General features: G+C 35.2%; 16 protein-coding genes. 10 read left to right on the top strand and 6 right to left on the bottom strand.

Going from position 1 to position 13,147, the window contains the following annotated elements; translation table 11 throughout:
* Positions 1–156 precede the first annotated feature (156 nt).
* On the bottom strand, positions 157–897 hold the full coding sequence (locus tag E0I26_RS16200) for a tyrosine-protein phosphatase (protein ID WP_131917487.1): 741 nt from the start codon (positions 895–897) through the stop codon (positions 157–159).
* 1,410 nt (positions 898–2,307) lie between these two features.
* Between E0I26_RS16200 and E0I26_RS16195 the strand changes: the two genes are divergently transcribed.
* From E0I26_RS16195 to E0I26_RS16170, 6 genes are all read left to right on the top strand, one after another.
* Positions 2,308–2,772, top strand: a complete 465-nt coding sequence (locus E0I26_RS16195; RefSeq protein ID WP_131917486.1) for a VOC family protein — start codon at positions 2,308–2,310, stop codon at positions 2,770–2,772.
* 753 nt (positions 2,773–3,525) lie between these two features.
* A complete protein-coding gene (locus E0I26_RS16190; RefSeq protein WP_131917485.1) occupies positions 3,526–3,735 on the top strand; it encodes a helix-turn-helix domain-containing protein in 210 nt (69 codons plus the stop codon).
* 2 nt (positions 3,736–3,737) lie between these two features.
* Positions 3,738–4,055 (top strand): HipA N-terminal domain-containing protein, encoded by a 318-nt coding sequence (locus tag E0I26_RS16185; RefSeq protein WP_131917484.1) that lies wholly within the window; start codon positions 3,738–3,740, stop codon positions 4,053–4,055.
* Entirely contained in the window at positions 4,045–4,971 is a 927-nt protein-coding gene (locus E0I26_RS16180) for a HipA domain-containing protein (RefSeq protein ID WP_131917483.1), read from the top strand. Before E0I26_RS16185 ends, E0I26_RS16180 begins: the two co-directional genes overlap by 11 nt.
* Positions 4,972–5,168: 197 nt before the next feature.
* Positions 5,169–5,501: a DMT family transporter gene (locus E0I26_RS16175; RefSeq protein WP_131917482.1), complete on the top strand. Its 333-nt coding sequence runs from the start codon at positions 5,169–5,171 to the stop codon at positions 5,499–5,501.
* A gap of 388 nt (positions 5,502–5,889) precedes the next feature.
* On the top strand, positions 5,890–6,465 hold the full coding sequence (locus E0I26_RS16170) for a DUF4256 domain-containing protein (RefSeq protein ID WP_205728808.1): 576 nt from the start codon (positions 5,890–5,892) through the stop codon (positions 6,463–6,465).
* Between the two features lie 406 nt (positions 6,466–6,871).
* On the opposite strand, the gene E0I26_RS16165 is transcribed toward E0I26_RS16170, so the two are convergent.
* Positions 6,872–7,639 (bottom strand): hypothetical protein, encoded by a 768-nt coding sequence (locus E0I26_RS16165; RefSeq protein ID WP_131917480.1) that lies wholly within the window; start codon positions 7,637–7,639, stop codon positions 6,872–6,874.
* Between the two features lie 714 nt (positions 7,640–8,353).
* On the opposite strand from E0I26_RS16165, the gene E0I26_RS16155 reads away from it, so the two are divergent.
* The 4 genes from E0I26_RS16155 to E0I26_RS16545 are packed head-to-tail and all read left to right on the top strand — an operon-like array spanning position 8,354 to position 9,955.
* Positions 8,354–9,109, top strand: coding sequence for a hypothetical protein (locus E0I26_RS16155; RefSeq protein ID WP_131917478.1), 756 nt, complete (start codon positions 8,354–8,356; stop codon positions 9,107–9,109).
* Between the two features lies 1 nt (position 9,110).
* Positions 9,111–9,506 carry a DUF5675 family protein gene (locus tag E0I26_RS16150; RefSeq protein ID WP_131917477.1) on the top strand — a complete coding sequence of 132 codons (396 nt, stop codon included), beginning with the start codon at positions 9,111–9,113 and terminating at the stop codon, positions 9,504–9,506.
* Between the two features lie 46 nt (positions 9,507–9,552).
* The gene (locus tag E0I26_RS16145; protein ID WP_131917476.1) at positions 9,553–9,792 is read left to right on the top strand and encodes a hypothetical protein; all 240 of its coding nucleotides are present in this window, start codon (positions 9,553–9,555) and stop codon (positions 9,790–9,792) included.
* Positions 9,779–9,955, top strand: a complete 177-nt coding sequence (locus tag E0I26_RS16545) for a hypothetical protein (RefSeq protein ID WP_165929467.1) — start codon at positions 9,779–9,781, stop codon at positions 9,953–9,955. Before E0I26_RS16145 ends, E0I26_RS16545 begins: the two co-directional genes overlap by 14 nt.
* A 1,127-nt stretch (positions 9,956–11,082) precedes the next feature.
* Here the strand turns inward: E0I26_RS16545 and E0I26_RS16140 are convergent.
* The 4 genes from E0I26_RS16140 to E0I26_RS16125 form a co-directional block, all read right to left on the bottom strand.
* Positions 11,083–11,286 carry a YqaE/Pmp3 family membrane protein gene (locus tag E0I26_RS16140; RefSeq protein ID WP_131917475.1) on the bottom strand — a complete coding sequence of 68 codons (204 nt, stop codon included), beginning with the start codon at positions 11,284–11,286 and terminating at the stop codon, positions 11,083–11,085.
* 181 nt (positions 11,287–11,467) lie between these two features.
* Positions 11,468–11,911, bottom strand: coding sequence for a hypothetical protein (locus E0I26_RS16135; protein WP_131917474.1), 444 nt, complete (start codon positions 11,909–11,911; stop codon positions 11,468–11,470).
* A gap of 3 nt (positions 11,912–11,914) precedes the next feature.
* Positions 11,915–12,307, bottom strand: a complete 393-nt coding sequence (locus E0I26_RS16130) for a helix-turn-helix domain-containing protein (RefSeq protein WP_131917473.1) — start codon at positions 12,305–12,307, stop codon at positions 11,915–11,917.
* Between the two features lie 6 nt (positions 12,308–12,313).
* On the bottom strand, positions 12,314–12,838 hold the full coding sequence (locus tag E0I26_RS16125; RefSeq protein ID WP_131917472.1) for a hypothetical protein: 525 nt from the start codon (positions 12,836–12,838) through the stop codon (positions 12,314–12,316).
* Positions 12,839–13,147: the final 309 nt, after the last annotated feature.

Below are 13,147 nucleotides of genomic sequence, written 5' to 3'. Positions count from 1 at the left end.
GGGGCTCTGCCCCGAGGTAGTTTATTTTCGTTTTGCCCCAACCCTAAAGGGAGCCGAAAATTTAGAGTTTATAGGATAAAGTATTACGATTTTCGTTTTACCCCATCCCTAAAGGGAACCGAAAATTTTGAAGTTGCATTTTTATATAAAAATAGGTCACGCAAACTTAAAAAATTGATTGTTGGCTATGGCTTCTTTTAGCGGTGCTACGTCTTTTAATTTTACTTTTTGATTGAAGGCAGCTATGTGGTTGTCATGATGTACGTCAGAACCTACATAGGTGTACATTCCTTTTTGCAGTAATTGCTCCGCTGTTTTAGTAATTGCAGCACCATAATACCCTACAACCGACAATAAATTTAACTGAAACAGGCAGCCCGCCCTTTTTAGTTTCAGGTATTCGTTAAAATTATTATGATAAAATAAATACCGTTCCGGATGTGCCAATACTGGAATGTATCCTGCTATCTGTAAATCAAATAGTACAGCATACAACTGAATTGGTGCATTGATATACGATATTTCCACTAGAACGTAATTGTCTTTTAAAGTCAACAAATTGCCAGATTGGAAAAGTTGTACAAAATGATCGTCAATCAAATACTCAGCAGCTGCATGAAAAGGAGCTGTAATGTTGTTCTTCTCCAGTTCTAAAACAGTTGCTGCTTTTTTTTCCAGAATTTGTTCATGGGTATTTTTCCATACCTGTTGAATAATGTGTGGTGTCGTAATAAATTGTGAAATTCCCATGCCTTGAAGCGCTTGAGTAAGTCGCAGCGTATCCTCAAAAGTTCTTGCGCCGTCATCAATACCCGGCAACAAATGGGAATGAATATCAATGTGATGATCCGGAATTAAATCTTTAAGTATGGGCTTTGATCGGAAGAATGTTAACATAGTGTAAAATTAGTAAAAGTGGTCAGTTTTTAGTTTTGAGTGTTCAGTTTTGAGTGTTCAGTGATCGGTGTTTAGTGGTGGGCATTCAGTGGTCCGTTTTAGGGTTGAGGAGTGTAGTGCAAATTCCTGTCCCTGATTGCGTATTCTGTCGAAAACAGGATTGTTTTTGAACTCTTCGACTGTTACTCTCGTTCTTCCTCTCCTTCTAGCATAGTTTTCTCCGTCAGCTGTGATCACAAAATTTGCATCCTCTATGGTTCCTTTAATTAGGAAGGGTGCTATCACTTTTGACATAGTGTTTAATTTTAATTAAAAGTAATAAAAAATTATTTTATAAATAACAATTTTTCTTACATATTTAAATTTTTTAGATTGCCCTCTGCAACACTTAATTATTATTATTAACCCTGGTGTAATTAGTATTAAAAAACGGTTCTCGATACATTTTTTGTTCCGTTTTACTCCACAAAAAACACTCGAACTGACGTTTTGAATAATTAGACCAACGGGTTTATTATTATTATTATTATTATTATTATTTCGTTTTTAATGCAAATTTGTTTTCATTTTATTAGATAACTGTTCACTAGAACAGATGAATGCGTGTTATGTTGAAATAGTTTTATCAGGCGGTTGGTTGGCAGCTCCTCTCGACTGCGCTCAAGGTCAATGTCATTACGTCAAGGGAAAATTGATGAAATGATTGCTGATTTTTGATTGCTTCGCCAGTTCGCTCTTTCAGGCTCGGGTAACGATTTTTGATTTCAGATGTGATAGACCCCGTAAAATTGACAATCTTAATATTTACCAACACCAAATCAGAAATCGTTAATCTTCAATCTAAAATCTCTTAACTTAATGACATTGCGCTCGAGGTGACAAAACGAGTGTGTTTGAACGGTGTTTTTTGGAATGGTTTGATATGATTTATTGGAAGAGTTTCTCTCGACTGCGCTCGAGGTAAATGTCATTACGTTAAGGATTGGTCAGTTCGTTCCGACGCTTCGGGAGAGTAATAATTTGCGATAGAAAATTTCTGAGAAGTATCGAGAGTCCTTTGATAGTAAGGGCTTCTCGATACAATTTTGAACATTAAAGCTGTCGCATTAATGTTCACTCATATCAGCAATAATTTTTGCCACAGATTTAAAGGATTTTCACAGATTAAAGAAAAAGTGAATTAGATTTATTGGAGAAATCCTTTAAATATTTGGCAAAAAAATAAAGTTAGTCCGCAAAGCGGACAGTCCTATAATTTAAATTTTTTTTGTATTTTTAAGGTTAATTATTAATCGGAGTTTTGAGTTTGTGAAACTGGTACTGTTTTAATTTACAATACATTACGTTTTTTTTAAATTGTGTGCCTACGCGAAACAAATTTGAATAGCAAAAAATATAATACTTAAAAATATGAAAACATCACACATTTATCCAGGAGCATTCTCGCTGAATTCCTACATAACCGTAAAAGGATGTAGCGAAGCAATTGACTTTTATAAAAAAGCATTTGGTGCAACAGAACGAGGCCGGTTACTGATGCCCGATGGAAAAATTGGTCACGCCGAAATAGAGATTGAAGGTTCATTACTTATGATGGCAGACGAAAACATTGAATGGGGGAATAAAAGCCCTCAAACTATTGGTGGAAACCCAATGTCTTTTGGATTGTATGTAAAAGATGCAGATGAAGCATTTCAGAAAGCTGTCGATGCAGGTGCCACCGTGGTAATGCCAATTGAAGATATGTTTTATGGAGACCGAGTTGGACATGTAATGGACCCATTTGGATATAAATGGATGATAACAACCCACAAAGAAGATGTGAGTTTTGAGGAAATGCAAAAACGATCCGACAAAATGTTTTCAGGACAATAATCCATTATTGGTAAACCGAATAAAATGATTAAAGAATAGCGGGGAAATTATCTCCGACTCTTGACTTTTTGTATTTTTATGAGTGTGTTATTGTCGCAAGTTTCGTAAATATTTACGACAAAAAAAATTAAAGTAAATTTGAGCATTACTAACAAACATTGGAAAATTACAGTTTCAAACGCGTAACTTTTTTAAGTCTAAAGTGTTATGTTTAAGTTGATGAAAAATTAATGATATGGATAAAAAAATGTTCGTCTCTATACCTTATAAAATTTTCGTTTTATCCCGACCCTAAAGGGAGCCGAAAACTAGGAAGTTATGTTTTACCCCGACCCTAAAGGGAGCCGAAAATCAGGAATTTTTGTTTTAATTTTCGTTTTACCCCAACCAAAAAGGGAGCCGAAAACTAGGAAGTTATGTTTTAATTTTCATTTTATTCCGGCTCTAAAGGAGTCAAGAACGGAATTCACTATGCTGCAAGCCATAAGGCGTTTTGAGCGCTATTGAGAAAGAAATTGGGATGCATTGTTTGAAGCAGTCTATTTTATAGCATTCAAGGGAACTTGTAATAGAGAATAGATTGCTAAAATTACCGTTATAACAGTAAAAAATGAAATTATATCTGTTTGTTTAAGTATTTTTCTATGATTCATGTATAATTTACTGCTATAACAGTAAAAAACAGCATTTTTATAATAAAAACACCATGCTGTACCATATATTTGTTTATTTTTACTGCTAAAAAGGTAAAATATGAATGATTTTAATTTAGGCCTCTTCATAAAAGAGCATCGTAAGCAAGCAGGATTGACACAATTAGAATTGGCTAATCTGGCAGGAGTAGGGAAGACTACCGTTTTTGATATTGAGAAAAATAAAGAAACGGTTCGTTGGAGTACTCTTTTAGCTATACTGAAAGTATTAAATATTGAAGTGCAATTTAAAAGTCCAATCCATAAATAATTATGAGAAAAGCAATAATATTGGTTCATGATAAAAGGGCAGGAGTGTTGATTGAAGATAGTACTGGCGGTTATCAATTTGCCTATGATGACAATTATGAAGGAGAACCGGTATCATTGACTATGCCATTGGCTACTAAAAATTATTCCTTTGCAAAATTCCCCTCTTTTTTTGAAGGATTATTGCCAGAAGGTATAATGCTTGAGGGGCTTTTGAAAATCGGTAAAATTGATAAAAACGATTATTTTTCCCAACTTGTAGCTACAGGAAATGATTTGGTGGGAGCAGTAACGGTAAAAGAATTGAAAGATGGAGAATAGATGCCCAATAACTTACGAATTATGTGGCACTGAAAAATACAGTGAAAAAGGACTTCGAATGATTGCTCCTAAACTTACCGCATTAAGTGATTTGCCATTTACTGCAGCCGAACAAAGACAAGAAGCTGCTAATCGTGCCAAGAAATTGTCTATTCAAGGAGTTCAACCCAAATTAAGTGCCGTTATTTCAGTTGTAAATCAACAATTTGAAATTGTAGATCAGTTTGGCAACTATATTATAAAACCTCAAAATGATATTTTTCCAGAATTACCCGAAAATGAAGATGTAACTATGAAAATGGCAAAAGTATATGGACTGGAAGTACCTTTTCATGGATTGATTTATTCAAAGGATGGCAGTCTTTCTTATTTTATAAAAAGATTTGACAGATACAGTAAAGGAAAAAAATATGCCACTGAGGATTTTGCACAATTAACCGGTAATTCAAGAGATACAAAGTATGATTACACCATGGAAAAGTTGGTTAAAGTAATTGACGAGTACTGTACCTTTCCTGCTATAGCCAAAGCTGATTTCTTTAAACGAGTTTTATTCTGTTTCATAACAGGGAATGAAGATATGCACTTAAAGAACTTTTCAGTACTAACTAAAGCAGGAAAAACAACCTTGACTCCAGTCTATGATTTTTTAAATTCTTCTATTTCCATTAAAAATCCACAGGAGGAATTAGCGCTATCTCTCAAAGGTAAAAAGAATAATTTCAAGTCAACGGAATGGATAGATTATTACGCAAAAGAACGTTTAGAACTTAATGACAAAACAATTGATATCATTTTATCTGATATGAATAAAAGTCTATCCAGATGGACTGAACTTGTAGAAATATCTTTTTTATCAGATGCCATGAAAGAAAAGTATCTGAAGTTGATGGATAATAGGATTAGAAGATTTTAATATTCTTGTTTTGTGTTTTCCTGTAAAATCATAAATTATTAAGTATGAAAACATCTCACAACTTCAGATAAGATAAAGACTTCCTTCGGTCGCCCTTCGTCAATCGACAAGTGCTCTTGAACTGTCAAATACGACATTAAAACTTTGGGTAGTATTTTTAATTAAATACAAAAGTTAACTTTGTAGAAAACCTAAATATGAAAAGCTTTTTATTTTTAGCTATTGCAATTATTTTTGAAATTGTAGCGACTTCAGCCTTAAAAACTTCCGAACAGTTTACTAAATTAATTCCGACCATAATCACAACCATTGGATATATTGGCGCATTCTACTTCCTTAGTTTAGCTTTGAAAACTATTCCTATTGGTGTTGCCTATGCTATTTGGTCTGGAATTGGAATTGTATTTATTACCTTAGTTGGAGTAATTTTTTTTAAAGAAATTCCTGATTTAGCTGCAATCATTGGATTAGTATTGATTGTTGCAGGTGTTGTAGTAATTAATGTATTTTCAAAAACGTCAACCCACTAATTCAAGATACCTGCAACTAGTAGAGGCTACGCAATTACTTTGGGACTTAAGTTTTATATCGATTTATTTTAACTCGTTGGGTGTAATTGGTTTTTGATGATAATTTTCGTCTCTTCGAGTGATTTTAAACATTAAAGCTGTCGCATTACTGTTTAAAATTACTATCATTGATGTTTTTTTATTACGTAGCACTTCGACCCTTCGATAAAAACTCAAGGCAGACTCTGCTAAGGGTGACATAATGAATGTCATTTTATATTGTTTTTTTGTGAAAAAATTAAGCCTCGAAGTGACGGTCAAAATGGCTTAACTTAATGACATAGAGACTGGCATAGTACATAATCAATTGCAAGAGATTGTACGCCAATTAAAATAACACCTAATGAGAATGGAAAATAAAAAGGAATTGTCACCAGAACAACGTTTAGCGCTACTCAGCACATTAAAGGACCGTTTTGAGAGAAACATAAACCGCCATAAAGGTCTTGAATGGGCTAAAGTAGAAGCAAGGCTGGAAGCCTCCCGAAACTTCGGGATTGAAAAGCTGTGGTCGCTCCATGAAATGGAAAGAACTGGCGGTGAACCGGATGTTGTCCGTTATGATGAAAAGACGGGTGAATACCTTTTTTATGATTGTTCAGCGGAAAGTCCTAAAGGCCGCAGAAGTGTTTGTTACGACCGCGAAGCGCTGGAGTCAAGAAAAGAACATAAACCGGCAACTAGCGCTACTGATATGGCTGCTGCCATGGGCATTGAACTTTTAACGGAGGAGCAATATCGAGCGTTGCAGCAACTTGGAAATTTCGATACGAAAACATCGAGCTGGGTGAAAACACCTTCTGAAATCAGAAAACTTGGTGGTGCCATTTTTGCTGATTTTCGCTACGGCAATGTCTTCGTATATCATAACGGTGCAGAATCCTATTATGCTGCCAGGGCGTTCCGTGGCTTGCTAAGGGTCTAAAGATTACAAGGAAGTTAATTGAATTTGAGAACGGATCAGCTGAGAACGGATTGACAGGTATGCCGAATGAATAAGCAAAGCCCAGTTGTAACAACTGTTGCAAATAGTTTGGGCAATAGAAATGAATGCAACGACTTTGTTTTTTCCATTACACCTTGTTATGACGATTTTTTAGGGTTGAGGGGTGCGATAAGCAGGTCAAACGCATTAAAAATTGAACCACATAGGAGAAACATAGAAATTAATTTAATTTTTGATTTAAATCTGTTCCGAACAGTCGAAATTTAGATGACATAGAAAAAAGCCAATGCTTTTTTTTCTATTGTGAACTCTTATCATCGTCAAAATTTATTTTTGCAGGAATAAACACTATGTTTCTCCTATGTGGTTTAAACTTCAACTTATTTTAATGTGTTTGACCTGTGCGATAGGCAATTACCGTTGTTGTGTTGTGTTTTCGATGTAAGACTATTTGTTTTTTTCGATCTTGTTTTAGAAATCCTATGAAAAGGAATGTCAGATGAAGCTCATTTCCTGAAGGCTTCTCCGTACCTATCGTTATGGTTTGTTTCTCCGCTTCTTTATCGAGTATCAATTCACTACTGTAGCAGGTCTGGAAGGAATCGTTTTCAAAATCCCAGTTGGCTGTTGCTGTTGCTAAAAGGACATGCGTTGCTTCTTCCGGCCAATCTAAATGTTCCTTAGCTAAGAAATCGGTAAATGTTACGGTTTGTTTTTCGGGACTGTATTGTTCTCTTATCTTAAGTACTTTTCTTAGCGGTCTTAGTTTGTTGCTTTCAAAGAGCAATAAACATTCCTTGCCCTCACTGGTTTTTAATCCTTCTGTCAGTGTTCTTTTTCCTTGTGGCTGGGTGGTGTCTTCCTGAAGAATTTCAAAAAGTAGTTTGTTTGTTCTGCCCGCGACACTTCCGTCTTTGGCTAAGGTGTTAAAACGGACGGCAAGTTGTCGAAACAGGGCTGCTTTTTTGACGCATTGCCCGAATTCTTGTCCCTGATTGCGTATTCTGTCGAAAATAGGATTTTTTTTAAATTCTTCGGCGGTTACCCCCGTATTTCCTTTCCTTCGGGCATAGTTCTCTCCGTCAGCTGTCACCACAAAATTTATATCATCTATCGTTCCTTTGATTAAGAAGGGTGCTATTACTTTTGCCATATTTTTTTTTGTTAGTGAATGGTTGTTAGTGAGAAGTGAATCGTTGTTAGTGAGTAGTGTCCTTCGACCTTTCGGCAAAATCTCAGTGCAGGCTGATAATTACACAACGGGTTAAATCAGATGATTTGTATTATAATTTCAGTCGCTGCATTATTATTTGAACTGCTTATTGAACATGTATTGTCATCTTATGTGAAGTACGTCGGCTGTTTTAATTGCTTTAAATGCTATCCGATTATACAACGTAAAACATGTTCCATTTGAAGCCCTGAATAGTCACAAAATTCCTCTATTGAAAGTAGTTGATGTGGCTCTTTATTCAAGTTGGCTTTTATCTTATGCAGATACAACCTTGCTTGTCTGTATGTTTTACCTGTAATACGTTGTACATCTTTCGGATAGATACATACCCTGATGTTACTTGCAATCACATTTTTTATTTTTAATGCATTATCTAAGTCTATGGACTTTCTTGTTGTTTACCCCAATCGAGGATTTTTTTGTATCTATTATTTGTAAAGTTATGAAAATTAATTACTTATGAATTGACTAAAATAGGTAATTATAGGCTTTTTAGTACCATTATTGACATCTGCTTTTTGAAAAGTGCTTTAATTGAGCGAACCTTTGCTGTAATCATTCCAGATTTAGTTGCAACGAATATTCAGGATGAAAGAGCAGTTCAATTATTTTTAAACTTAAATTTTAGCAATTATGGCAAGACAGAAAGGCATAATTAAATTGAAAGGTACTATCGGGGATATTACTTTTTACAAAACCAAAGATGGCCATTTGGCGCGTGAGAAAGGTGGAGTTGATGCGAGCAGAATTGCGAACGATCCTGCGTTTCAGCGGACACGTGAAAATGGTTCTGAATTTGGTAGGGCAGGGAAGGCAGGTAAAACTTTGAGAATGGCATTGCGAACCTTGCTTTTGAATTCTGCCGACAGCAGAATGGTGAGCCGACTTACCCAAGCCATGGTCAAAGTGATCCAAGCGGATTTGGTTAATGAGCGTGGATTGCGTAACGTCATTGATGGCGAGGCGGAATTGTTAGCAGGCTTTGAGTTTAATATCGGTGGGAAATTGGGAACCAGTTTGTTTGCTCCTTTTGTGGGAGCGATTGACAGAGTTACAGGGGAAATCACTGTTGATTTGGCTTCATTTATCCCAGCGAATATGATTGCAGCTCCAAGTGGAACTACTCATTTTAAAATTATTTCAGCTGGGGCTGAAATTAATTTTGAAGCAGAAACTTTCGTTGTTACCAGTTCAGAAACGGCCATTCTTCTATGGGATATGACTCCAACTGTTGTCATCAATCATTTGAATTCGGTAAGTCCAAACAGCGTAAGTCCGTTATTTTTGGCTTTAGGAGTGGAGTATTATCAAGAGGTAAATGGTAGAATGTATCCATTGAAAAATGGTTCCTACAATCCATTATCATTGGTTCAAGTAAGCGGATTGTAAGATGGTTTTGGTACTGTCCAGAACTTATTTGCCTGAAGGAACTAACGGAAAACTTGCTTGTGACGGCCAATTTCTCTGCTATACCATTGAATTGCCTTGGAGAGAAAATGAAAAGGGCGTTTCCTGCATTCCGGAAGGGTACTATTTATTGCGAAAGCGATACAGTCGGAAATTTCAATGGCATATTGAAGTGGTTGCTGTAAAAAACAGAAGTTCTATTTTGTTGCATCCTGCTAATAATGCCTTGAACCAATTGAATGGTTGTATTGCTCCTGTAACGGAACTTTCCGGGGCCGGTTTGGGTTTGCAATCCCGACAGGCTTTTACTACCGTGAAAAAAATGGTTTATACCGCTTTGAAGCAATCCGCAATAGTTTCATTAATTGTTCAATCTTAATCCTTCGACTCCGCTCAGGATGACAGGGAATAAAAAATCAAATATTATGAATATAGTAAAAAGAGCGAAAGCTCCAACATCGAAATTTTTTAGAGTGCTTCGCAATATCGGATTGGCATTGGCGGCGGTTGGCGGTGTTATTTTGACTGCACCCATTGCCTTGCCTATTGTAGTCAGTTCCATTGGAGGGTATTTGGCCGTTGCCGGTGGTGTACTATCAGTAATTAGTCAGATTACCACTATCAATGAGAATGCCTCACAGCAGTTTCAGGATGACAACGAGTAATCCCACTTTGATGGGTACCGCCGGTGGTACGTTTTTGAGTGTTGTGCCGAATTTAGATTCGGAGGATGTTTTGAAAACTGTTTTATTGGCTGCCATTGGAGCCATAGTCAGTTTTGGAATATCTATGGCGCTCAAATTTATACTTAAGAAGTACAAGCAGTAGTTTTTTTTGGTTTTGTGACCAAGAGTTAGACCAAGTTAAGGCCCAAACCGAAAGGAATGGGCTTTTCTTTTTTATAATGGTTATTCTTTTCTTTTGTCTTGATTACTCACGAGTTAATAATTTATTGGAGTTCGTGAATCTTCGATTTCAAAAGAAACAAAAAACTGTTGCTATTCTATTTTTTGTCTATAAATAGAATTTTTTCTTTTGTCTTGATACAAAAGAAACAAAAAATCAATCCTGAATATTTTTACACCAAAAATCATCGAACAAATTTTCCTATCGCGACCCCAGCCGCTCGTGTTTCACACTCGGCTCGGGGGTCACTCCCTTCGGCCGGCGCTGAAATTCTTACCGTGATTTTTTGGTATAAAAACATAAGGGCGGTCTGAAAAGGGTATAATTGTACGTTTACTGCTGTTATTCTATTTTTGTCTATGAAGAGATTCTTTTCTTTTGTCTTGATTGCTCACGAGTTAATAATTTATTGGAGTTCGTGAATCTTCGATTTCAAAAGAAACAAAAAATATTCATGGGTTATTATTGTTTTTTGGTATTCATGAATCTTCGATTTCAAACCTGAATAGTTTTATCCCAAAAATCATCGGACGGATTTTCCTATCGCGACCCCAGCCGCTCGTGTTTCACACTCGGCTCCGGGGTCACTCCCTACGGCCAATGCTTAAATCCTTACCGTGATTTTTTGGTATGAAAACTATAAGGGCGGTCTGAAGAGGATTATTATTATTATTATTATTATTTCTGAAGAACAATTTTTCTTTTGTCTTGATTACTCACGAGTTAATAATTTATTGGAGTTCGTGAATCTTTGATTTCAAAAGAAACAAAAAATATTCATGGGTTATTATTGTTTTTTGGTATTCATGAATCTTCGATTTCAAGCCTGAATATTTTTACACCGAAAATTATCGGACAAATTTTCCTATCGCGACCCCAGCCGCTCGTACTTCGCACCCGACTCGGGTTGTACGTTTTTCATTAACAGCCACGGAATGCAATTACGCCATCAGGTTTGGGATAACATAGTTCGAAGTCGGGAGAACTCGAAGAGCATGGTTTCTAGTCATGAGGATGCGGAGCTGTTAGCTGCTTTTAAGAGTTTGGATTTAATTTGCTTTTTTCATTTCCGTTATAATCTTATCTGTTCTTCTATCGGCGTACATTCTGTTTAAGGAACTAAAAGCCCATATACAAGCAGGTATCCAACCTATAATTGTGATTTGTAAAACTAGGCAAAAGATGCCCGATACAATTTTACCTTGTAATAGTAAGGATAACCATGGCAGAAAAAATGCTAAAACGTATCTCATATTTTTTTATTTGTAAAAGGCTGAAGGATTCGAACCTTCGACCCTCCCGATTTTTTAATCGGGAGGGTTCTAATTTATAAGATTGCTTGTTTGACTAAACTCATAATATACTCTCTATTAGTGGAGTCTCCAGACCTCGAAGAGCAGATGGTATACTTTATGGTCTTGTTTTCTAGTTTGATTATTTCTTACTTTTTAATAAGTCAGGTACTGCAATAACGGGTAAAATAATTGAACTCAAGAATGTGTCTTTCCATAAAGTAAATACCATACCTCTTAAAGTAGAATAGGAAATTCCTAAAAGGGTAGAGACAAAAACGCCACTAAATAATGGTTTTTCATTATTTATTTGATAATGATCTTTCAAATCTTCTATTTTGAAAAAGAAATCAACCTCATAATTACCGCCTTGATTTATAGTTTTTCCGTCAATAACCGCGCTAACATCCAAAAAAAGTTTGATTTTAACAACCTCTTTTTCCAAGTTATGCATCATGTTATGAGCAATATTAATATCGTAAGTAGGTTTCTTCTCTAATTTTTCAGAAACCAAAATGGTGTTTTCTTTTTCCCATCTAATATTATTTAAATGAATCTTAGATGGTACGATTTTATTATTATCCATAAATTATGATACTTTCTTATCTAAACTGTTTTCTGTAGCAAAAACTTCTGAATTTTCAAATAGTGTATCTTCCAATTCTTCTTCTTGATTGACATGAACTTTTAAATAAACGTATTCTTTTTGAGCTTCGATATGAATAATGTCTTCAGCTAATACTGTTTCTATTTTAGTAATTGTTTTGGTAGTAAAAGTGTGTGTTCCTGTTAGCCATTTGCTTATTTCAGATGGCTTTTTCTCAAGCATACGTGCTAAATCAGCGGGTTTTAAACCTCGATCTTTAAGTAATTCTTGAATTTTGTTAGCAATAGCAAGATTCTTTTCTACAAGTTTTGCTATTTCAGGGCTTCCATTTTCATCAAGCCAAGTGTCAATACTATTATTTTGGGGAAATTTCATAATTTTTTAGAATTGTAGTTTAAAATCATCTTCACAATTGATTTCTGTACAATCATCGTTCCAAACGATGTCTTTGTTTGCAAAAGCACTGTCAATCGCTTTTGTAAGTTTGTTTGCTAATTTGAAATGTTTTCGAACATTTGGACAATCTTGTGCATAATGGGCAGTTTTAATATCGCCATTAAATAAAAACACTACATTTTCATTGGCTCTTAAGCAATACAGACGGATATTGTTTGCTTTCTTTTTGCCGTACTCGGTGTAATGAGGTTTTCTCTCAATACCTTTGGGAGGTAATGCCGAAGCATCAGCAGTTTCTCCTTCGGGTCTAAATAAATGAGACTGTGCGCCATATTTATTTCCTATTAGTTTAATCCAATCCAACACATGGTTTAATTTCTCTTTGTTAGTGATTGTATGATACGCTATAAACTCCTCAAAAAGAGAAGTTTCATTATTTTCTATACAAACAGAATAATAAGAAACCTTATTATATTGTGCTATTGGTTTTATATGTGCAAAAGTATTCACTTATAAGTTATTTTCCAAATTATTATTCACTTTTAAGTTAATTTTTGTAAATTAACTTGTTATATATACAGTTTAATTAGAGTAGCTATCTGCATTTTCATTTACATTTCGCCATGACTGATTAGGTCTCTGGCACTTTATCAATGTAAGCGCTAACTCTTTCACCAGTTCAAAATCGTTAGATCTCGAAAAACTGGTTGCTGCATTATTTTGACTTATCTTGAAAATATATTTGAAATATAACAATTTATTTTACCTACAATTCAAATATAGAAAAAAAACTACAAAATAATAGGTCTGTTACTTTGT

The sequence above is a fragment of the Flavobacterium rhamnosiphilum genome, assembly GCF_004349195.1.
Lineage (GTDB): Bacteria > Bacteroidota > Bacteroidia > Flavobacteriales > Flavobacteriaceae > Flavobacterium > Flavobacterium rhamnosiphilum.
The sequence above is the reverse complement of the archived record's forward strand: the minus strand, read 5'-3'. Positions and strand labels throughout refer to the sequence as shown.

Bases quoted from the DNA above. Each gene is read 5' to 3' on its own strand.
- E0I26_RS16150 (WP_131917477.1), top strand. From the start codon at position 9,111: ATGGTTTTGGTACTGTCCAGAACTTATTTGCCTGAAGGAACTAACGGA.
- E0I26_RS16195 (WP_131917486.1), top strand. From the start codon at position 2,308: ATGAAAACATCACACATTTATCCAGGAGCATTCTCGCTGAATTCCTAC.
- E0I26_RS16135 (WP_131917474.1), bottom strand. From the start codon at position 11,911: ATGGATAATAATAAAATCGTACCATCTAAGATTCATTTAAATAATATT.
- E0I26_RS16190 (WP_131917485.1), top strand. From the start codon at position 3,526: ATGAATGATTTTAATTTAGGCCTCTTCATAAAAGAGCATCGTAAGCAA.
- E0I26_RS16185 (WP_131917484.1), top strand. From the start codon at position 3,738: ATGAGAAAAGCAATAATATTGGTTCATGATAAAAGGGCAGGAGTGTTG.
- E0I26_RS16175 (WP_131917482.1), top strand. From the start codon at position 5,169: ATGAAAAGCTTTTTATTTTTAGCTATTGCAATTATTTTTGAAATTGTA.
- E0I26_RS16180 (WP_131917483.1), top strand. From the start codon at position 4,045: ATGGAGAATAGATGCCCAATAACTTACGAATTATGTGGCACTGAAAAA.
- E0I26_RS16165 (WP_131917480.1), bottom strand. From the start codon at position 7,639: ATGGCAAAAGTAATAGCACCCTTCTTAATCAAAGGAACGATAGATGAT.
- E0I26_RS16200 (WP_131917487.1), bottom strand. From the start codon at position 897: ATGTTAACATTCTTCCGATCAAAGCCCATACTTAAAGATTTAATTCCG.
- E0I26_RS16130 (WP_131917473.1), bottom strand. From the start codon at position 12,307: ATGAAATTTCCCCAAAATAATAGTATTGACACTTGGCTTGATGAAAAT.
- E0I26_RS16170 (WP_205728808.1), top strand. From the start codon at position 5,890: ATGGAAAATAAAAAGGAATTGTCACCAGAACAACGTTTAGCGCTACTC.
- E0I26_RS16140 (WP_131917475.1), bottom strand. From the start codon at position 11,286: ATGAGATACGTTTTAGCATTTTTTCTGCCATGGTTATCCTTACTATTA.
- E0I26_RS16155 (WP_131917478.1), top strand. From the start codon at position 8,354: ATGGCAAGACAGAAAGGCATAATTAAATTGAAAGGTACTATCGGGGAT.
- E0I26_RS16145 (WP_131917476.1), top strand. From the start codon at position 9,553: ATGAATATAGTAAAAAGAGCGAAAGCTCCAACATCGAAATTTTTTAGA.
- E0I26_RS16545 (WP_165929467.1), top strand. From the start codon at position 9,779: ATGACAACGAGTAATCCCACTTTGATGGGTACCGCCGGTGGTACGTTT.